We start from the raw sequence: 19,698 nt of genomic DNA on the forward strand, positions 1-19,698 counted from the left end.
TGTTTGGCGACTACACAATAACCTTTCCAGCCGTTTTCGTATCTAGTTCCCGCTAATGTGCGAAGAACCATAAAAAAGGCCACCTTTCGGTGGCCTTTTTCAGTTCAAGAGGCAGTCTTAGCGCTTAGGCTTGGACGCGCGGTCCAGCAGGCTCAGAATGTTCTTGTAAGGGATGCCAGAGTGAGTGGTCAGGCCAATCTCACAGGTGGCGGATACGGAGTAACCGCTGGTGCAACCCTTGTCCTTGGTTTCTGCTTTCAGGTGACGCAGACCGTGCTCGTTCAGCTCTGGGAAGTTCATGCCACGGTTACCGGCCATACCACAGCAGCCAACCTTGTCGCGGTCAGGTACAACTACGTCAGAGGCACACAGCTTGGCCAGGCCAACCAGGTCATCAACAATGCCCATCTTGCGGCAGGTACAGGTTGGGTGAACCGCGATCTTCTCTTCGATCTTGCTGATGTCCAGGCGGTCAACCATGTACTGCATGGCGAACTCTTCTGGACCCAACATGTTCAGGCGCTTGTCACAGGAACGACGCATACGCTCCAGACAGGCGGTGGTTTCCACCAGGATGGGGTGCTCACCGTTGTTGGACACTTCCAGCAGCCACTTGGACAGCTCGTCGGACTTGCGGTCCGCCTGCTCGTTGTGACCGTAGGATTCCCAGGACTGACCACAGCACAGACCCTGAGGCTTCTCGCCACACAGCATCTCGATGTTGCACTTCTCGAACAGAGCCTTGATGGTCTCTGGAACGGAGCGCTGATCAGGGTTGTTAGGAGCGGTACCCAGCATACGGTTCAGACAGGCTGGGAAGTAAACGGCCTTGATGTCACCGGCAGTCTTCATCTCAGGCAGGGCTTTACCGCGCTTAGGCATACCGGAGGTCCACAGAGGGATAGGCATGCCAGGCATAACCTTACGGGCAATCTTGGTGATGCCACCCATGCCGCCTTCGCCGATGACGGCACGGGCGATATCGGTTGCACCCAGGGCGAAGCGAGCAACGCCTTCCAGGTTGTCGTACTGGTTTGCAGTGAAGTTGGCTACCTTCTTGTCGGTACCGGTGGCGTACTTGGCACGTTGAACCTTGATGAACTTACCGGTGTCGATGCCCATGGGACAGCCCAGCTTACACAGGCCGTCGGCGGCACAGGTGTCCATGGCGAAGTACTTGTAGTTGGCCTGCAGGTCAGCCAGAACCTCGGGCTCTTTGCCGGTGGTCTCCAGGGTCTTCATCACACGGGCTACCGCGGTACGCTGACGAGGAGACAGGGTCAGGCTGTGGGCCACACAGTGCTGCTCACAGAAACCACACTCGATACACTTGTCGATGATGTCGTGTACCTGAGGCAGAGGCTTAAAGCCCTTGGAGTGACAGTGTGGGTCATCGTTGATGATCACGCCTGGGTTCAGGATGCCCGCAGGGTCCAGAACGTTCTTGGTGCGCTTCATCAGGTCGTAGATGCGGGTGCCCCACTCTTTCTCTACGAAGGCCGCCATACCGAAGCCGGTACCGTGCTCAGCTTTCAGGGAGCCGTCGTACTTGGTGGCAACCAGCTCTACTACCGCTTCCATGAAGTTGTCGAAGCGGTCTACTTCGGCCTGGGTGCTGAAGTCCTGGGAGAAGATTACGTGGTAGTTACCTTCCAGGGCGTGACCGTAGATCACCGCATCGTTATAGCCGTGCTCGAAGGACAGGTTCTGCAGATCGATGGTGGCCTGAGGCAGCACTTCGATTGGGAAAGCGATGTCTTCAATGATGCAGGAGGTGCCGGCAGGGCGCATGGAGCCAGCCAGAGGGAATACCGCCTTACGGATGGCCCACATGTTGGCAATTTCGGAGCCGTTCTGAGTGAACTCAACAGGACGGTACAGACCGTGCTTCTCCATGATGGCGTTCATCTTGGCGGTGTTGCGGTCGATCTCTTCCTGGCTCATGCCGAAGGTTTCGAACAGTACCGCAGTCACGTCCTTATGGATGTCGGCCAGGAAGTCTGGGGTCTGGTACTTGGACGCAGCTACCGCCTTCAGGGCGAAGTTGTCCAGCAGCTCGGCGGCGTTGGTTTCGTCGAAGGCGTCTTTACGCAGTTCAACGATCGCTTCACAGGCGCCGCGCAGAGAGTCGAAGTACACCATGGCGGACGCAGAGTGAGTCGCCTTTGGCACGCTCTTCATGGTCATCTCGGACAGGAAGCCCAGAGTACCTTCAGAACCCACCATCAGGTGCAGGATGATGTCGAACGGGTCGGAGAAGTCCACGAAGGAGTTCATGCCGTAACCGGTTACGTTCTTAATGGAGTACTTACGATTGATGCGGTTAACCACTTCTTGGTCAGCCATGATCTCATCGCGAATCGCTTCGATACCCTTGATCACTTCAGGGTACTTGGCGGTGAACTCTTTACGGCTGGCTTCACTGGCGGTGTCCAGGACGAAACCGTCGGCCATTACGATGCGGGCGGAATCAATCAGCTGGTAGGAGTTGGCGTGGGTACCGCAGTTCATGCCGGAGGCGTTGTTGGACACAATACCGGCAACCATGGCAGAGGCGATGGTGGCTGGATCTGGACCGAACTTCCAACCCAGCGGGTTCAGTACCTGGTTGACCTTGGAACCAATAACACCGGCCTGCAGACGGATACGTTCACCGCCGTCCAGCACTTCGTACTTGTCCCAGTCACCACCGGCTACCATCAGGATGGAGTCGGAGATCGCCTGACCACACAGGGCGGTACCAGCGGCACGGAAGGTAACAGGAGTTTTGTTGGCATGACATTCTGCCAGTGAAGCGGAGACTTCAGCTTCGGTCTTGGGGTGGACCACGATCTGTGGACGCTTCTGGTAGAAAGAGGCGTCGGTACCCCAAGCAACTCGGCGGAGGTTGTCGGTATGGACGCGATTAGCATCAAGAATCTGGCTAAGCTTGTTAGCCACTTCACTATAGTTAGCAGTTAGCACTTTTATTTACCCTTATATTTTGTACCAAGGGAGTCAAATATTTGAACAAATATTCATTGTCCCTGGTAAAAGCCGCACCTGGATCACATTCATTCAGTATAAATATTATGCCATAAGCGAATTCAGGGTCTTTGGGCGGATGACTGAATATAGAGGCGAAATTGACCAAGATTTTTGTGCAAATGAACAAAATTAGTGAAGAAAGATCACTTAATCTTGTTTGAGGCGAAAGCGTGTTCACCTGATCGGATGAGTGGAAGGATGGTGTAGATGGTTACTCTTCAGGGGGCGTATTTTTTGTGTGTGGCCACCTGATTGGGGCCGTCACGATGTTAAGCCTTTACCGAATGCTGAGTGAGCTCAGTTTTGCAATGAACAGGCTGATTAAAGCAACTCAGTAAGGTGCCCTTTGCGGCGCTGGACTTGCGTCAGCAGCACGGCTTCAACTACTAACTTTCTGGCAATCGAGATCCTAAATAACCCAGGCTAAATAGTGTCTTGGGCATGTTTTTGGACAATCGTCGAAGTCCTGGGCATTCCTCAAAATGGCGTCAGTTGCTTGATTCATGTAAGTGGCTTTTACCCCTGGTGGCCAGGGCGTCGGCGAACGACTTAAGAGAGGTGTCCCCATGGCCAGATTTACCCTTGTTGTGCTTTCGGTTAAGCCGACTAATGTGTTGCTGGCCCGAGGAGTCAATCATAGGGTTTGAGCGCCGCACCGGAAACGCGAATGCCACTCATGAAGCTTACTCACTCTTTCGGAGTTGGCATCATTGAGTTTCGCTAACTTGTTTATATGCACAACGCTGTTTTTGGTTTCTTTGAGCGGCAGGTGGTGCTGGATAGGGGAGGGGGTTTAATCAGCAGTGAGTAATGCGGGATGGTGAATATGAGGTTAAATCGGGTGCGCTAAATATTAGGTAAGTCAGATTCACCAAGGTGGATTTTAACAGCGGCAGGCAGATGAAGTGCTATTGAAATTAAAAAAGCCGGACCCTTATAGGCCCGGCTTTTTTTACGATCTTCTAGGAGCTATTAGTAGCCACCCCAGAAGAAGGCGATGGTACCGGCAACCATGGCGTAGGCCAGGGCAACAGGCATGGTCTTACGAATAATCTCAGACTCACGACCCGCCATGCCTACTACGGTAGCAGCAGCAACAACGTTCATTACACACATCATGTTACCGGCGTTAGCACCGATACCCTGCAGGGCCAGTACCAGGGCGTGGTTCATGCCCAGGTTGTCGGCTACGGAGTACTGCAGGCCGGAGAACATCATGTTGGAGAAGGTTGCGGAACCGGACAGGAAGGCACCGAAGATACCTACGACCGGAGCAGTCCACTCCCACACGGCGCCCATGGAGTTAGCCAGCATGTCAGCCAGTGCCTTAGGCATGGACATCAGGCCAGCGTCGTTGGCGCCAGAGTTCAGGAAGATCTTCACCATAGGTACGGAAGCACCCAGGGAGATGATGGTGGGGATCATGGACTTACAAGAGTCAGTGAACGCACCAGAGAAGGCCTTAGGCTTCATCTTGAAGATGAAGAAGCCCAGGATACACACGGCGACGAAGAAGGCGCCAGGGGCGTACAGAGTCTTGAAGCCGGAACCCAGCTCAGTACCCAGCAGGTTGGGGAAGCTCAGGTTGAAGCTCAGCAGGAAGCTCTTCAGAGGAGCAACTACGCGAGACAGAACCAGCAGGCCGGCCATAACCAGGTAAGGGGTCCAGGCAGCCAGCTGAGAGAACTGAGGCTTGGCAGCGGCGGCACCAGCGGACTGAGGCTGACCGGCGGCAGCAGGAGCGGCCTTGCCGTCGTTCTCGGCGAAGTCATTCCAAGGCTGAGCGGGCAGCAGGAAGCTTTTCTTGGCAGCAGGAATCACGATGGCCATGCCAACCAGAGCACCAATTACAGATGGGAACTCAGGACCGGCGAAGAAGTTGATCAGCCAGGCTGGGATGGTGAAGGCCAGGCCAGCAAACAGAGCGAACTTCCAGATCTGCAGACCTTCGGCGAAGGACTTCTTACGGCCGAAGAAGCCAGTCAGCACTGCAACCATGGTCAGAGGTACCAGGGTACCGGTGAACAGGTCGATGGTGATCATGTGCTTGGCAATCAGCTGAGCGTAGTCGGCGAAGCCAGCAGTGGCACCCAGGGCAGCAATCTGATCTGCAGCCATGGAAACACCACCAGCGTCCAGACCCTTGTCCATACCGAAGAGTACGGGCAGGCCGATGGCGCCGAAGGATACAGAGGTGGAGTCAGCAATCAGGGCCACACAGGCAGCAGCCAGAGGCGGAATGCCCAGCAGTACCAGCAGAGGAGCGCCGATAGCAGCAGGGGTACCGAAACCGGCGGAACCTTCGATGAAGGAGCCGAACAGCCAGCAGATGATGATGACCTGAACACGGGCGTCAGCACTAATGTTAGTGAAGCCCGCACGGATGGTATCCATGGCACCGGAAGCGGCCAGCGTCTTCAGCAGGAAAATCGCACCGAAGATGATGGTCAGAGGGGTAATGGCGTCCAACATACCCTGGACGACGGATGCGCTTAGAATTGCGGTATCCATCTGCCAGATGAAGGCAGCCGCCAAACCGGTTAATACTGCGGAGATTGGCATTGCCTTGGAAGCAGGCAAGCGCAAGAGCACCAAGAATACGAGTACCGAAATAATCGGTGTGAGCGTTGCGATGGTCTGTATGAGATTCACGCCGTTTCCCTTCTATTGAGGAATGATTACTTTGTTTCAGTTTCACTATAGTCAACCAAATTTGAATCATGCTTGGTTGAACGATAGTAATTGGTAGCGTATTCAATAGCGGAAAGCACCTCAGAAAATTGACCTAGATCAATATGGATGAACTTCACATTTTAGTAGCAATCGGGAATGAGTTTCTCATCCCAAATGGTGGGAAAGTGTGATCCGGGCACTTATGGCGGGATTTTTGACTGTGATCTAGATCGCAATAAAAAAGCTGTTTTTATAACCATTTTTTCACAATCAGCAAAAGTTTAATATAATCAATGAGATAGGTCGTGGTGGCGTTAGGGGGGTGTTGCAAGCTTAGAGTCACTAAAGGGTCATAATGGATACTTTTGGAATATATAAATGAACATTAATCATAAAAGTGAATAAGGCGACTAACTTCGTGACAAATTCGATTTAGGGGAAAATTTGGCATGAGGCGAAAATATTCGCCTATGACGGCTTGAAAGTGTAGGAAAATAACTAGATAAATTGGGTTATTGCCGAATTGCGGCGTTATTACTGAATATTAATTACAAAACGTCGTCATGTTTAGTTTTTGCACAACTCATCTTGCGCCAGATCACAAAGTGCTCCCGGTAGTCCATACTAAGCTTTGGTAAATCAATCTCCTACAAATTTGAGGTGGATTTTGCAGGGAAATTGGCTACTGATAATGGCCGCTGTGACCCTGGTGACGGCACTGCGAAACGTCCGGCTGATGACCCGGCACATCATCTTGTTAACAGTTGGCTTACTTGTGGGCCAACTTGTTAGTACATTCCAATGGCAGACTGGCGTAACCGCAGCAGGGCTGACTCAGACCATCTTCTACCTGATATTGCCCTGGTTGCTGGTGCATGCGGCCCAGATGATCTCACGTCGACGGCTGCGGACACTATGGCCCTGGGTTGCTGTCCCTGCCACTCTGGTGTTTCTGTTGACCCTGATGCTGGTGAGCTGGGGCCTCTATCTGTTGATTGGCCATCCAGGCTTTCCGTTGATCTCTGCAGTTATTGCTGGCCTGCTGCTGGCCGCGTCCGATCCCAGCTGGAGCAGCCAGTTGGTTCAACGCCAGCGCTCGCTGTTGGTGCTGCTGGAGGGGGAGGGACTCTGGGTCGAGCTCTTTGCCCTGGTGGGGCTGATGGTGCTGGTAAAGGCGGGGTCAGTTGACGAACTTCTGGCAGCAGAGTTTGCCCTGACCTTCGTGAGGTTGCTGGTTAGCTCTCTGCTGACTGCCTGGGCTCTCTCCTTTATTGTTCGTCCACTGATCAAGTGGAATCCGGGCCTGACCCTGCCCGTGGCTTACCTGAGCTTCTGGGGGGCAGAGTGGTGGCTGGGCCTGCCCGGGGCCGCGGTTTGTCTGTTGCTGGTGCTGTTCAGTCGTCCGCAGCTGGATAGTGGTGGCAATCAGGCTGTGGAGGAGGGTGCAAGACTGGGAGCGGATCTTCTGGTTCTTATTCTGGGTTTCTCCTTGACCCTCTCCATGTTTACCGAGCGCTACTGGGTGATGTTGGCGGCCATTGGGCTGTGCCTGATGGCCAGGGTGCCGCTGCTGTGGGCCACCTCCCGTTGGTTCAATCACCCACTCAGCCCGAAGTCTGCCTCCTTGTGGTGGCAACTGCCTGTACATGGGCCCGTCACCCTGGCCCTGGTGCTCTCCATTCCTGTGTCGGTGACCGCCTGGTGGACCATACAGGCTGCCTGTTATGGCGTGATACTGTTTGAGTTATTGATTCAGCGCCCATTGGCGAGCCGCTCTGTGAGCGGATCGTGATTCTGGAAAGGCAGCCCCAAAGGGGTCATACAGATGTGATGGGAGTCCGGAGAGTTTGATTGACCTTCAGTAAAATAGTCCTTTGGGTTTCTGTTTTATAGGTCAACTGTCATGCGCTGTCCCCACACCGATGCCCTCAGGGTGAAATGTCAGGCCGTCCTCGATGTGACTGAAGGGATGATCGATCAGCAGGGGTTGATCTCATTCAAGCTCTCCCAGGTTGCCAAGGAGGCGGAGATTGCCAACTCTACCTTCTATAAGCTGTTTGAGAGCAAAGAGGACCTGCTGGTGTGCTGCTTCATGCGTAACGCCACTTGCAATCACTTCGATGATTTCGAAGCCCTGCATCCGGGAATGTCTGCCATAGAGCGGGTTCTGTTGCCCATCATCTTTACCTTCGAGGCTACCTACTTCTCTCCCAGTTTCAACCTGGTTCGCCAGGTGGCAGTCAACAGTCGGGTGTGGCGCCTGGCCAGTGCCGACAAGGCCAAGGCGTTTGAGAATCGCATTAACCTCTATTGGGAGAGGATCACCGGATACCTGAAGCAGGCGGTAACCGAGGGGGAACTGGTGGCGTCTGATGACGAGGTGAGGGAGCTGGCACAGGCGATCACCTTCTACCTGAGCGGTGCCCTGTCCGCCTATGAGTGCCGCCTCATTGGTAAGGAGTTCCTGCAGGAGAAGCGTCAGACTCTGTTCCGGCAGCTGCAGAATGTATTCAAGCCTTACGGCTGGCGTGAGCCTCTGACCCTGGCACTGTTTGAGCGGGTGGGGGTTAGAGTACATATGTACTACCAGGCCAATCGCCGTGACTTCAACAGCTGTGCCCGCTGCATGGCGATGCAGGAGAAGCTGGGCGGCTGAGTTCAGTGGTGCAGATGAGTGGGCTCCCCCAGGGGAGCCTTTCCTTTATATAAGGGAAACAAAAAAGGCTCCCTTGCGGGAGCCTGGGCGTGTGTCAGGAGTTGAGTGTCACTTCAGCCTTAGAAGTAGTAGCCGAAGTTGATGTTGATGCGCTGGTCCCAGCCGTCGCCCGCTTCCTTCAGGCCAACGTGGTCATCCATCTCGGTGGAGAAGGTCATGTTCTTGCCCATCACGAAATCCGCCATGATGTACAGCGGGCCCGCAGCGATGGCAGCACCGGTGACGTTCTGGTAGCTGTTATCAAAGCTGTCGTCGTCGGTGTCAGGCGTCATCACACCGAAGTCGTTGTAGATCTTCACGCTGCCCCAGTCTGTGGGGATGGTCTTGGCGATGTTGAAGTTGTAGGCCTGGCCCTTAGAGGCGATCTCGTACTGCCAGCTCACCACGGAAACGCCGATCTTATTGGGATCCACCCCCTCCTGATTCTTGGCATCGTACTCATACTGCATCGCTTGCAGTTGGATGTTCCAACCGTTGAAGCTGGAGTCCAGGTGAGCGGCAATGGCGTAGCGGTCGCCATTGTCTTCGGTCTTGCTGTTGTAGATCTGACCCCACTGAACCGAACCACCGATGGTGGTGCTGCCGCCGTCGTGCTCCACGGTGTAGGTTTGGCGCAGGTTCAGCTGGTTGGTCTCTTCGTTGTAGTACTCGGTACCGTTGATGGTGCCGGTGTACAGGTCGGTGGCGTAACGCTTGTTTTCAGATGCGCCGTATTCGGGGTTCTTGTAGAAACCCAGGTCGGTGTGCCACTTGCCGTTGTCGAAAGTGGCCTTGATGCCCACATCATGGTCATCTTCGAAGCCCAGGTAGTAGGGGATACCAAACCACCAGCTGTTGGAGATGAAATCGCGGTTACCGAAGGGCACCTTGTTGATGCCGAACTGGATCTGCCACTCCGGGGTAGCGTCGTAGTAGCCGTAGCCGTACTTGATGTAGTGGGTGCCGGAGGTGAAGCGGTACTCGGAGGAGAGGCCCCAGTCGCCGTGCTTGCCGTTGAACTTAATGGCGGCCATGTCGAAGGTCAGATCGCCAGCCTTGTCTTTGGAGCTGTCGCTGTAGAATTTCAGGCCGTAGTTCACCCGTACGGCACCGCCGACACTGATGCCGTCTTCCTGGGCCTGGGCCACTGGGTTGAGCAGGGCGAAGATGGCACCTGCCACCAGGGAAAGCTTGGTTGCGTGTTTCATTGTATTCACTGCCTTAATCCGAGCCGGCAAGGCCGGCTCAAAAATCTGATACGTCGTTTTTATTTTTCGAACTTGTCTTGGTTGGTGCCGTATGGACCCAGGTCCATGGCGGCCTTGCGCAGGGCGTCAACACGGTCGAACGCCTCTTCCGCTACGCGCAGGTTTTTCACATCCTTACGCCAGTAGTACTTGAAGCCGTCGAAGTGGGCGTTCTTGGGGTACCAGTACATCACGCCGAAACCCTGCTCATCGGTGATGGGGGTGTTGTGGATGGTGTTGCCGGGGATGTAGAAGTACATGCCCTTCTCCATCCACTTGTACTGGCCGTCGGCCAGGGTGCGGGCGCGGCCGGATACGGCGTAGTAGCACTCAGGCTGGCCGTGGAAGTGGGGGGCGTGGTCAGACTTGCCGCCGTTGGTGATGCCGATAACCACAGGGGCGTCGGACAGCTCTTTCCACAGGTAGCCTACGGGCGCGTTCTCCAGCTTGCAGTCCTTGGCTTCCATGATGTTGCCGTCGTCATCCATGGTCTTGCAGAAGCGCTGGTCCTTGGCGATGGAGTCGTTGGACTTGATGGTGTTGAAGTCTACACGGCCCGCTTCCCAGTCGGCGATGTACTGTTCCACCAGAGGGTCGCGGCACTGCTCAGGCATGGTGGCCTGAGGAGAGTAGGGGGTGGAATCATAAGGGATGGCGGTAGCCTGCTGGTAGGGCAGTTGGGCGTGTTCCAGGTGGGCGTTGGCCATAACGGAACCGGAGCACAGGGCGCCGAGGATCAGTGCGAGTTTCTTCATCATTCTCTTCCTATATATAGGTGTTGTTGTGTTTGAGGCGGCAGGCACGGTGCCTGCCGCCAAATGGGTTACATCTCGTCGAACCAGGTGCGGTGGCACTCGGAGCAGACCGGAGCCTTGGTCTGGTGTTCGGCGTGACAGGCCAGGCAGCTGGCGCCCTGGTTGAAATGGATGCTCTTGTGAGGATTGGCCTCCTCGAGCACCAGGTCACGGGTCACCTCGATGTCGTTGATGTTGCCGTGGCAGTCGATGCAGGCGCTGTCGTCCACATACTTGCGAGCAGAGCCCTCGTGGCAGGTTTTGCAGCCATCTTCATAAATAAACTGGTGATTGGTGCGGCCCTTTATGGCGCCCTTTACCTTGACCAGATCACCGGCCTGAGCGGTATTGCACAGGGCCAGCATCAGCCCCAGGGAGATCAGTACTCGTTTCATGGCGTTCTCCTCAGGCGTCCGCTTTGATGGTCTTGGGCACGATCATGCCCATGGTCAGGCACTCCAGGCAGGAGGTGGAGCTCAGGCGGGCGTGGCCATGCACCCCGCCGGTTACCTCGCCAGCACCGTACAGCTTCTTGATGGGCTTCATGGTGCGGCAATCCAGCACCCGGCCACCCATGTCGGTTTTCAGGCCGCCCATGCAGTAGTGCACCTTGGGCCAGATGCGGCTGACCACGAAGGGTGGCTTGAGCTCGACGGCAGTGTCCATCTTGCGACCGAAGTCGGGATCGGTGCGCTTGCTTACCTGGGCGTTCCATTGAGCCAGGGTCTGTTTCAGCTCGGTCAGGGGCAGGTTAAACTTCTCTGCCAGTTGCTCCAGGCTGTCGACCTTCCAGGCCATTTCGTCCCGCAGGGCGCGGACCACACGGTCATCATCCGGGTGGTCGTTGTAGTTGAACAGCACCAGAGGGTAGGCGGGAGTACCGTCCTGATGGCGGTTTTTCATGATGGCGGTGGAGCAGGTCAGGCGGTCGGCGCGCTCGTTCATGTAACGTTTGCCGCTGAGTACGCTGACGGAGATCCCTTCATGCCAGCCGATGGAGAGCAGGGCGTTGGACCAGCCAAAGCCGCCTTCGTCCGGAGAGCCCCAGTGGCCGGTCTGGATCATGTTCAGGTGCACGGGCAGGGCTCCGTGGGCCATGGCGGCCAGCATCACTTCGCCGGTGGCACCCAGGTGGTTGGTGCCGTCCAGGGTGGGATCCAGTGACGGGTCCACGGCGGCGCGCAGGGCCATGTTACGGGTAAAGCCGCCGGAGGCGCAGATCACCGCCTTGTTGGCCTTGATGCGGATCAGAGAGCCCGTCTTCTGGTCAGGGAAGCGATAGCCGCGGCGAACCATCACACCTTCGACCTCACCCTGGCTATTGAGGATGAAATCTTCGATGTAGTGTTGCAGGCGATACTCGACCCCCTCTTTTTTGCCGGCTTCATACAGCTTGGTGGTGATGTCACCGCCGGTGCCGTGCTTGGTGCGGATGGCGCGGGCCTTATTGTGGCCGCCCACCTGGATGTTGAAGTTCTTGCGGAACTCGACGCCAGCATCGACGCACATGTGGTAGGCGCCCAGGGCGTGTTCGGCGATCTGGGTCAGCATCGCCTCATCGGCCATGCCGCGGCCGGAGATCATCTGGTCCTTCACCAACTCGGCTGGGCTGTCATCGTCGATGCCCTGAGACAGCTGGATGGGGTTCTTGGGCACGGCGAACCAGCCGCCGTTGATGGCGGAGTTGCCGCCAATCACCTGCATCTTTTCCAGGACCAGGACCTTGCCCAGACCCTGACGTTTGGCATTCAGTGCGCTGGAGAGGCCGGCGAAGCCGGAACCGATCACCAGCACATCAACCTCTTCATCCCATTTGGTGGCGGGGGCGGCGGTTGCCACCGCGGGCAATCCTGCTGCCAGGCCACCGGCGGCCAGACCGGCACCGAGTCGCAGGAATGAACGTCTGTTCGACATGATTTCTCCAAAGTCGAGAGTGTGTGTGAGGTGAAGGTTACGGGGATGCCTCTTCCCGTGCCGTGATGGCTTTATGGAGAAACTGTTCTCATCGGCGGTGGCCAGGGTGAACTATTTTACTGAGATGGCGAATGGAATTAGAGCTGAGTTGAAATGAATCCGAGTCGGCTCTCAGATTTTGCGTAGAGTGTGGCTTGGATCGCCGAACGGCACCTCTCCTAATCCGTGATCTCCTTCAAAAGAGTTTTTTCACTCCTCTCTGATTAGTAAGAAAAAAAGGTTGTGGTCTGGCCAGGTTAATGAAATGTTGCAAAGTGTTGGTGTGAAAGGTTTTCTGGCAAATCACACTGGAAATTGAGAGAGGGCTGACGAAAAAAACTGAAATCGGTGCTGGTTTTGGTTTTTGCTGGAGATTATGCCTTTCAATTTGCTCAAGCGTGGCGAATTGTTCGTTGGAAAAGGCCTGTGATGATGCATCGGCCTGAAAACGACAATCATTCGGCCTTTACACACCAGAAATGGCGGCCTAGGTTGCTCTTTGTCACAGTGTGAAGTCGTGGCCTGAAGGAAGTAATAATCATAACTATCAATGGGTAGAACCTATGACTCTGATAAAGAAAAGTGCCCTGACTGCCACTACGCTAGCGGCTCTTGGCCTGGTGAACCTTGGCCATGCGGCTGAGATGGAACGCTATATCGTTAAATTCAAGGCAGGCAAGGGGCAAGGCGTGGCGGCCAGTGTGGCCCAGGGCAATGGCAAGGTCGAGCGTATGCTCGCCAATCACAACGCCATGTCAGTCAGTCTGCCGGCACAGGCATTGAAGGGATTACAGAACAATCCCAACGTGGAGTACCTGGAAGCGGATGTTAAGCGGTACATGATGTCCCAGACCGTCCCTTATGGCATCCCTATGGTGCAGGCGGACATGCTGTCCGACTCTGCCGCCTCCAATACCCTGGTGTGCATCATCGACTCCGGTTATGACGGAGGCCATGAAGATCTCAACCATAATGGCGCGGTTCAGGGTACCAATGACCCAGGCACCGGCAGCTGGAACACAGATGAAAACAGTCATGGCACCCACGTGGCCGGCACCATCGCCGGTGTGGCCAACAGTGTCGGTGTCGTGGGCGTTCTGCCCAACAACAACCTGAACCTGCACATCATCAAGGTGTTTGGTGCCGATGGCTGGGCCTACTCCTCGGGTCTGGTGGCGGCCCTGGATGCCTGTAAGGCGGCTAAGGCTGACCGTCAGCTGGACCGCATGGTGATCAACATGAGCCTGGGTGGCTCACGCTCCAACCGCACCGAGATGCGCGCCTTCGATCAGGCGTTTGCCGAGGGAATTCTGAGCATCGCCGCAGCGGGTAATGATGGCAACACCCGTCACTCCTACCCGGCGTCCTATGACTCCGTAGTCTCTGTGGCTGCCATCGATGAGAACAAGGCAGTGGCAGATTTTTCCCAGCAGACTAATCAGGTCGAGCTCTCCGGTCCCGGTGTGGGTGTGCTCTCTACCGTGCCCATGAACAGCGCCGGCATATCGGATCTGACCGTCAATGGCAGCGCCATCGCTTCTGCCATGATGGATGGCTCGCCTATTCAGTCGGTGTCCGGCGACCTGGTGGACTGTGGTACCGGCGAAGCCAGTTGCGCCGCGTCCGGCAAGATCTGTCTGATTGCCAGGGGTAACGTCAGCTTTGCCGACAAGGTGCTCAACTGCGAAAGCAATGGCGGCATTGGTGCGGTGATCTACAACAACGAACCGGGAATGCTTTACGGCACCCTTGGCGAGACGGCCACCCAGATTCCATCTGTGGGGATCAGTGACACCGACGGTGCCACGCTGATGGCCAGTCTGGGCACTGCCAACCTGGCGGTTTCCACTGACCACTATGCCTACTTCGATGGTACCTCTATGGCCACGCCACACGTTGTGGGGGTCGCGGCTCTGGTATGGAGCAACAACCCCACCTGCAGCAACGCCGAGCTTCGCTCTGCCCTGACCAGCACCGCAGAAGATCTGGGTGTGGCAGGTCGTGATGATGCCTATGGACACGGACTGGTTCGTGCCTATGATGCTCATATGGCCCTGTCCAGTTGCAGTGGCGGCTCCGGTGGCGGTGACACCGGTGGTGGTGGCGGTAGCGACAAGCCGGGTAAAGGCAAAAAGAACCGTTAACCCTTGATCAGGGGCCGGCACCGCCGGCCCTTTTTTGTGGCTTACAGCTGGTCCTCGATAGGCAGCCACTGCAGAAACCAGGCGCCGAATCGTCGCCAGAATCCCGCATCCGGTTCACTCTCGAGGATGGCCCCCGTTTCCATGTCATGCCATCTGAGCTCGCCCTGCTCCAGTGACAGCTTATAGGCGACCTGTCCCAGCGCCTCTCCCAGCCCGTCGTTAACCGCCCCGGCCAGTTCGTCCGAGTGGATAAACACCCCCATCTCGGTGTTGATCTGGGCGGAGCGGGGATCGAGGTTAAAGGAGCCGACAAACAGGATGTTGCCATCAAACACCATGGTCTTGGCATGCAGGCTGGCTTGAGAGGAGGCGTTCCAGGCACCGGGTTCCAGGCCTGGCAAGCGCTTGGTTTCCCACAGCTCCACCCCAGCTTCCAGCATCGCCTTACGATACCCCTTATAACCGGAGTGCACCGCGACCACATCGGTGGCGGCCAGGGAGTTGGTGAGCACCCGGACCCTGACGCCCTGGCTGACCAGTCGGGCCAGACCTTTGACCCCTTCTTCACCGGGGACAAAGTAGGGGGAGACCAACAGCAGGTCGTGCTCGGTGGCTTCGAAGTAGCGGGCCAGGGCATCCACCATCAGGGTGGGGATCTGCTCCTGAACTGCAGCCTTCTCCGGAGCGTCGGCCACCACATGGATCTCTGCCCAGTAGAGGGGCAGAGTCTCATCGGTCAGATGACGCACCAGAGGCGTATCACGCAAGGAGTCAATATAGGCCTGCTGCCTGGCCTGGTCCCGCTCAATCACTTCGGCAAACTCCCGGGTGATCTGTTCGGTGGAGATCTTCTCCTGCTCAGGAATCAGGTGCTCCACCCCGATGGCGTAGTCGCTGTTCCAGTAGAGGTCGAACTGGGTGGCGGTCTCGTTGACCGCCGGCCCCAGCAGCATCACGTCGAAATCCCCAAAGCTGACCTGCTGATTGGCAGCAAAGTACTCATCGCCGATGTTGCGGCCGCCGGTGACGGCCAGGGTGCTGTCTACCACCATGGACTTGTTGTGCATGCGCCGGTTGGTCCGGTCGAAACTGCCCAACATCTCCAGTGAGCGCCACCGCCTGTTGGTAAAGGGGTTGAACAGGCGAACCTGAATGTTGGGGTGCTGGTTGAGGCGGGAGAGGGCGTCATCCTTGCCACTTTGCATGTCATCCAGCAGCAGCCTCACACGGACGCCGCGCTCCGCCGCCTGCCACAGGCTCCAGAGCAGGGCCCGACCCGTATCATCGCCTCGATAGATGTAGGTTTGCAGGTCGATACTGCTGACCGCCTGGTTGGCCGCCAGCACCCGGATGATCAGGGCTTCACGGCCATCTGAGATGGGATAAACGCCGCTGAGTCCTGGTTGTTCATTCACCAAGGGGGCAAAGGTTTGATGCAGGGGGCTGTGGTCCGGTGCCGGCAGGCTGTGACTGGATTGCTGTTCCACCTGTGGGAGCGAGGTGGCACACCCGCCCAGGAGCAGGCATAAGAGCAACAACGGGGACTTGAGCATGATGCAGGCTCCCAATTGGAATGAACTCTAAGCCTAGCAATGGGTTAGCCTGAGTAACAAGCAAAAAAATGCGGCCGGGAGGCCGCCAAGACGGTTATCGTGAACAACAGAACATCACCCGCTTATACGCTTGGGCCTGATTAAGAGATCATCGTTTCTTACTCAACCTGCGTGTTCCCGCCCTCAAAGGCAAACCTTTTGCGACGAGCGTTTGGTTTTGGCGATGCCGCTGAAAGATGGAGGAGCAATCCCCGGTCTGTAAAAGGTGTCCCACCTTAGCGTTGTCACTCCTTTCCCCCTTTCGAAAGTCGTACCCAGCCAATTGCTGGAGCCAATAACATCTCATTCAGTGGCATTTTTGATGCCGGAGCATCCTGGCCTTGTCCGCAGGGCTGGTCGATCCGTTCTCTCGCGGGGACACGCCCCTGTGAGAGCCTGACGCGACCGCCACTCCGTTGCCCGAGGTGGGTTTGGATTTTCTCTTTAGACTCAAATTGTTCTAACTTGCTTATTCATCAAATTGGGCTCAAAGTGGGAATTAATCCTCTGGTGAATTAATGCCTGAGGCCTAGACTGACGTCATTCACAGATTATGGAGTGACCCACAGATGAGAGCCCTGTTCTCCCTCTTTCTTTCTCTTCCTCTGCTCGCCGCTTGCAGTGGTGACGGAACCTCAAAGGCACTGGGCACCCTGGAGCGGGATCGGGTGATACTTACCGCCACCGCCAATCAGATTGTGCGCAGCACGCCCATCGCCGAAGGCAGCCCGGTGCACCAGGGGGATATCCTGGTGGTATTGGATGACACTCAGCAGAAGGCGATCGTGGCCCGAACCCGAGCAGAGGTGGCCAAAGCCAACGCCTACCTGCTCAGGCTGACCAATGGTGAGCGCCCCGAGGATATCGCCGCCGCCCAGGCCAATCTGCACCGGGTGGAAGCCACCCTAGTGGAGGCCCAGGCCAACTATCAGCGTGCCGTCACCCTGGTGGACAGAAAGCTGGCCAGCCAGGCTGAACTGGACAGTGCCCTGGCCAACCGGGATGCGGTCATCGCCGAGCGAGAGTCGGCCAGAGAGCAACTGGCCAAGCTGACTCGGGGCAGCCGGGTCGAAGACATCACCCAGGCTCAGGCTTCACTGGAGGCGGCCCAGGCGGAACAGGCATTGCAGGAGCAGATCCTGAGTGATCTGACCGTGGTGGCCACCCGGGATGGGATCTTGGACAGCCTGCCCTACAACGTCGGCGAGCGGGTGCCCATGAGCGGCATTGTCGCCGCCATTCAGGCGGAGATGGCCCCCTTTGCCCGGGTCTATGTGCCTGAGCCCTACCGGGTTGCCATGAAGCCTGGGATGACCCTGACCGTGCATGTGGATGGGGTGGAATCCTCCTTTGAAGGCAAGTTGCGTTGGATCGCCACCGAGCCCTCCTTTACCCCCTATTACGCCCTGAACGAGCAGGACAGGGCTCGCCTGGTCTATCTGGCCGAGGTGTTGCTGCCTGAGTCTGCCATGACACTGCCCTCCGGCGTGCCCGCCCAGGTGGAGATGCCCCATGAGTAACTACGCCATTGAAGCCAGCGGCCTGGTGAGGCGGTTTGGTGACTTTAAGGCGGTGGATGGGCTCAACCTCAAGGTGCCCAAGGGCAGCATCTTCGGTTTTCTTGGACCAAACGGCTGCGGCAAATCCACCACCATTCGCATGTTGACCGGGCTGTTGCAGCCCAGCGAGGGCAGTGTGTCCGTGCTTGGGCTGGAGATACCCCGCCAGGCAGAGGACCTGCGTCTGCGCATCGGCTACATGACTCAGAAGTTCTCCCTCTACGATGATCTGACGGTGAAGGAAAACCTGGAATTTATTGGCCAGATTTATGGCATGGGGCGGGCTCAGCTTCAACAGAGGATAGAGGATCAGCTGAAGACCTATGGCCTGACCCGGTTGATTGATCAGAGGGCTGGCGGCATGAGCGGCGGCCAGAAACAGCGCCTGGGGCTGGCGGCGGCCACCATGCATAAGCCGGATCTGCTGTTTTTGGATGAGCCGACCTCGGCGGTGGACCCGGAGAACCGCAGGGAGTTCTGGGAGCAGCTGTTCGATCTCTCTGACGCAGGTACCACCATACTGGTGACCACCCACTATATGGATGAAGCAGAACGCTGCCATGCTCTGGCGATCATGGAAGCGGGTGTGGTCCGTGCCGACGGTGCCCCGGAAACTCTGATGCAGCAGATGGGGGTGACTGTGGTGGAGGTGGAAGCGCCGGATCTGCGTCGGCTCAAGGAGAAGCTGTTGCCTCTGGATGAGATCCGCTCCGCCGCTCAATTGGGCATTCGCCTGAGGGTGCTGGTGGACCGCTCCGTCCCTGAGCCTATAAGCTGGCTGCGCCAGCAGTTCCCCGAACTGACCGGGGCCGAGCTGACTCTGGCCAGGCCCAGCCTGGAAGATGTGTTTGTCACCTGCACCGGGGAGGGACGCCAGTGAACAGTGTTAATCGTATTCTGGCCATCGTCTTCAAGGAGTTGCGCCAACTCTCCCGGGACCGCATTACCTTTGGCATGGTGGTGATGATCCCGCTGATTCAGCTGCTGCTGTTTGGCTTTGCCATCAACACCGATGTGCGCAATATCCCCGTGGCCGTGGTGGACCAGAGTCAGGCAACCCTGGGGCGGGTGGTGACCGAGTCGGTGAAGGCCACCCAGGTGGTGGAAGTGACTGAGAAGCTGGCCACTGTGGTGGAGGCGGAACAGGCAATCGCCGCAGGCCGGGTCCGGGCTGCCCTGGTGCTGCCCTATGACCTGACCCAGAGGGCGGCTCAGGGGCGTACCCTGGGTCAGTGGCTGGTGGATGGGTCCGACACCATGATCAGCTCTGCTTTGTTGCAGTTGCAGACCATGCCTCTGAGCGACTTGATTGTCTCCAAGCCCAAGCCACCCAATACCTTTGAGGTGGCGCTGTTCTACAATCCATCACGGCGGTCGGCGGTGAATATTGTCCCCGGGCTGCTGGGGGTGATCCTGACCATGACCATGATCCTCTTTACCTCGGCGGCCATCGTCCGCGAGCGGGAACGGGGCAACCTTGAGCTGCTGATCACCACTCCGGTGCACTCTCTGGAGCTGATGGTCGCCAAGATCATCCCCTATATCTTTATCGGCCTGCTGCAGGTGGCGATCATCCTGGGGCTGGGGGTGTCGGTGTTTGGGGTGCCCATCAACGGTGACCTGTCTCAGCTGCTGTTTGCCACCCTGCTGTTTATCTCTGCCAGTTTGACCCTGGGGCTGGTGATCTCCACCATCGCCACCAGTCAGTTGCAGGCGATGCAGATGACGGTGTTTGTGCTGCTGCCCTCCATCCTGCTGTCGGGGTTCATGTTTCCCTACGAAGCGATGCCAAATGCGGCCCAGTGGATAGCCGAGGTGTTGCCGGCGACCCACTTTATGCGACTGATTCGCGGAGTGGTACTGCGAGGCTCGGATCTGGGGGCCATGTGGCCGGACTCCCTGTGGCTGGCGGGCTTTACCGTGCTGGGGCTGATGGTGGCGTCCCTAAGGTTCAAGAAGAGCCTGGATTAGGCGGTTCTTAAGCGCAGGCCCCGCAATGCGGGGCCTGATTTTC

The 19,698-nt window shown here is 56.9% G+C and carries 13 protein-coding genes; 6 read left to right on the plus strand and 7 right to left on the minus strand.

Annotation, left to right across the window (positions count from 1 at the left end):
* Positions 1–117: 117 nt before the first annotated feature.
* Both ACN0RV_RS14260 and ACN0RV_RS14265 read right to left on the minus strand, forming a co-directional pair.
* A complete protein-coding gene (locus ACN0RV_RS14260; protein ID WP_417348523.1) occupies positions 118–2,940 on the minus strand; it encodes an FAD-binding and (Fe-S)-binding domain-containing protein in 2,823 nt (940 codons plus the stop codon).
* A 1,059-nt stretch (positions 2,941–3,999) separates the two neighbouring features.
* Complete coding sequence (locus tag ACN0RV_RS14265; RefSeq protein ID WP_417348525.1) at positions 4,000–5,679, minus strand: L-lactate permease; 1,680 nt, start codon at positions 5,677–5,679, stop codon at positions 4,000–4,002.
* A gap of 712 nt (positions 5,680–6,391) precedes the next feature.
* On the opposite strand from ACN0RV_RS14265, the gene ACN0RV_RS14270 reads away from it, so the two are divergent.
* Positions 6,392–7,492, plus strand: a complete 1,101-nt coding sequence (locus ACN0RV_RS14270; RefSeq protein WP_417348526.1) for a cation:proton antiporter — start codon at positions 6,392–6,394, stop codon at positions 7,490–7,492.
* A 111-nt stretch (positions 7,493–7,603) separates the two neighbouring features.
* The gene (locus tag ACN0RV_RS14275) at positions 7,604–8,356 is read left to right on the plus strand and encodes a TetR/AcrR family transcriptional regulator (protein ID WP_286342128.1); all 753 of its coding nucleotides are present in this window, start codon (positions 7,604–7,606) and stop codon (positions 8,354–8,356) included.
* A gap of 119 nt (positions 8,357–8,475) precedes the next feature.
* On the opposite strand, the gene ACN0RV_RS14280 is transcribed toward ACN0RV_RS14275, so the two are convergent.
* The 4 genes from ACN0RV_RS14280 to ACN0RV_RS14295 all read right to left on the minus strand — a co-directional run bounded on the left by ACN0RV_RS14280 (position 8,476) and on the right by ACN0RV_RS14295 (position 12,350).
* Entirely contained in the window at positions 8,476–9,603 is a 1,128-nt protein-coding gene (locus ACN0RV_RS14280; RefSeq protein WP_417348528.1) for a hypothetical protein, read from the minus strand.
* 59 nt (positions 9,604–9,662) lie between these two features.
* Positions 9,663–10,397 (minus strand): cupin domain-containing protein, encoded by a 735-nt coding sequence (locus ACN0RV_RS14285; protein WP_417348530.1) that lies wholly within the window; start codon positions 10,395–10,397, stop codon positions 9,663–9,665.
* A gap of 68 nt (positions 10,398–10,465) precedes the next feature.
* Positions 10,466–10,831 (minus strand): cytochrome c3 family protein, encoded by a 366-nt coding sequence (locus ACN0RV_RS14290; RefSeq protein WP_417348532.1) that lies wholly within the window; start codon positions 10,829–10,831, stop codon positions 10,466–10,468.
* A gap of 10 nt (positions 10,832–10,841) precedes the next feature.
* Positions 10,842–12,350: a flavocytochrome c gene (locus ACN0RV_RS14295; RefSeq protein ID WP_417348533.1), complete on the minus strand. Its 1,509-nt coding sequence runs from the start codon at positions 12,348–12,350 to the stop codon at positions 10,842–10,844.
* Between the two features lie 602 nt (positions 12,351–12,952).
* Here ACN0RV_RS14295 and ACN0RV_RS14300 point away from each other — a divergent pair.
* Positions 12,953–14,533 carry a S8 family serine peptidase gene (locus ACN0RV_RS14300; protein ID WP_417348535.1) on the plus strand — a complete coding sequence of 527 codons (1,581 nt, stop codon included), beginning with the start codon at positions 12,953–12,955 and terminating at the stop codon, positions 14,531–14,533.
* Positions 14,534–14,574: 41 nt separating this feature from the next.
* On the opposite strand, the gene ACN0RV_RS14305 is transcribed toward ACN0RV_RS14300, so the two are convergent.
* A complete protein-coding gene (locus ACN0RV_RS14305) occupies positions 14,575–16,086 on the minus strand; it encodes a phospholipase D family protein (protein ID WP_417348536.1) in 1,512 nt (503 codons plus the stop codon).
* 608 nt (positions 16,087–16,694) lie between these two features.
* On the opposite strand from ACN0RV_RS14305, the gene ACN0RV_RS14310 reads away from it, so the two are divergent.
* From ACN0RV_RS14310 to ACN0RV_RS14320, 3 genes are read left to right on the plus strand one after another with little or no spacing between them, the layout of a single operon-like run.
* Positions 16,695–17,645, plus strand: a complete 951-nt coding sequence (locus tag ACN0RV_RS14310; protein WP_417348538.1) for an HlyD family secretion protein — start codon at positions 16,695–16,697, stop codon at positions 17,643–17,645.
* Positions 17,638–18,564 carry an ABC transporter ATP-binding protein gene (locus ACN0RV_RS14315; protein ID WP_417348540.1) on the plus strand — a complete coding sequence of 309 codons (927 nt, stop codon included), beginning with the start codon at positions 17,638–17,640 and terminating at the stop codon, positions 18,562–18,564. The genes ACN0RV_RS14310 and ACN0RV_RS14315 overlap by 8 nt, the downstream gene beginning before the upstream one ends.
* Positions 18,561–19,655: an ABC transporter permease gene (locus ACN0RV_RS14320; protein ID WP_417348542.1), complete on the plus strand. Its 1,095-nt coding sequence runs from the start codon at positions 18,561–18,563 to the stop codon at positions 19,653–19,655. The genes ACN0RV_RS14315 and ACN0RV_RS14320 overlap by 4 nt, the downstream gene beginning before the upstream one ends.
* Positions 19,656–19,698: the final 43 nt, after the last annotated feature.

The sequence above is a fragment of the Ferrimonas sp. genome (assembly GCF_048263965.1).
Classification (GTDB): domain Bacteria; phylum Pseudomonadota; class Gammaproteobacteria; order Enterobacterales; family Shewanellaceae; genus Ferrimonas.

What these genes read in the sequence shown, in the direction of transcription:
- ACN0RV_RS14270 (WP_417348526.1), top strand. Translation starts at nt 6,392, where the DNA reads ATGGCCGCTGTGACCCTGGTGACGGCACTGCGAAACGTCCGGCTGATG.
- ACN0RV_RS14275 (WP_286342128.1), top strand. Translation starts at nt 7,604, where the DNA reads ATGCGCTGTCCCCACACCGATGCCCTCAGGGTGAAATGTCAGGCCGTC.
- ACN0RV_RS14280 (WP_417348528.1), bottom strand. Translation starts at nt 9,603, where the DNA reads ATGAAACACGCAACCAAGCTTTCCCTGGTGGCAGGTGCCATCTTCGCC.
- ACN0RV_RS14285 (WP_417348530.1), bottom strand. Translation starts at nt 10,397, where the DNA reads ATGAAGAAACTCGCACTGATCCTCGGCGCCCTGTGCTCCGGTTCCGTT.
- ACN0RV_RS14290 (WP_417348532.1), bottom strand. Translation starts at nt 10,831, where the DNA reads ATGAAACGAGTACTGATCTCCCTGGGGCTGATGCTGGCCCTGTGCAAT.
- ACN0RV_RS14295 (WP_417348533.1), bottom strand. Translation starts at nt 12,350, where the DNA reads ATGTCGAACAGACGTTCATTCCTGCGACTCGGTGCCGGTCTGGCCGCC.
- ACN0RV_RS14300 (WP_417348535.1), top strand. Translation starts at nt 12,953, where the DNA reads ATGACTCTGATAAAGAAAAGTGCCCTGACTGCCACTACGCTAGCGGCT.
- ACN0RV_RS14305 (WP_417348536.1), bottom strand. Translation starts at nt 16,086, where the DNA reads ATGCTCAAGTCCCCGTTGTTGCTCTTATGCCTGCTCCTGGGCGGGTGT.
- ACN0RV_RS14310 (WP_417348538.1), top strand. Translation starts at nt 16,695, where the DNA reads ATGAGAGCCCTGTTCTCCCTCTTTCTTTCTCTTCCTCTGCTCGCCGCT.
- ACN0RV_RS14315 (WP_417348540.1), top strand. Translation starts at nt 17,638, where the DNA reads ATGAGTAACTACGCCATTGAAGCCAGCGGCCTGGTGAGGCGGTTTGGT.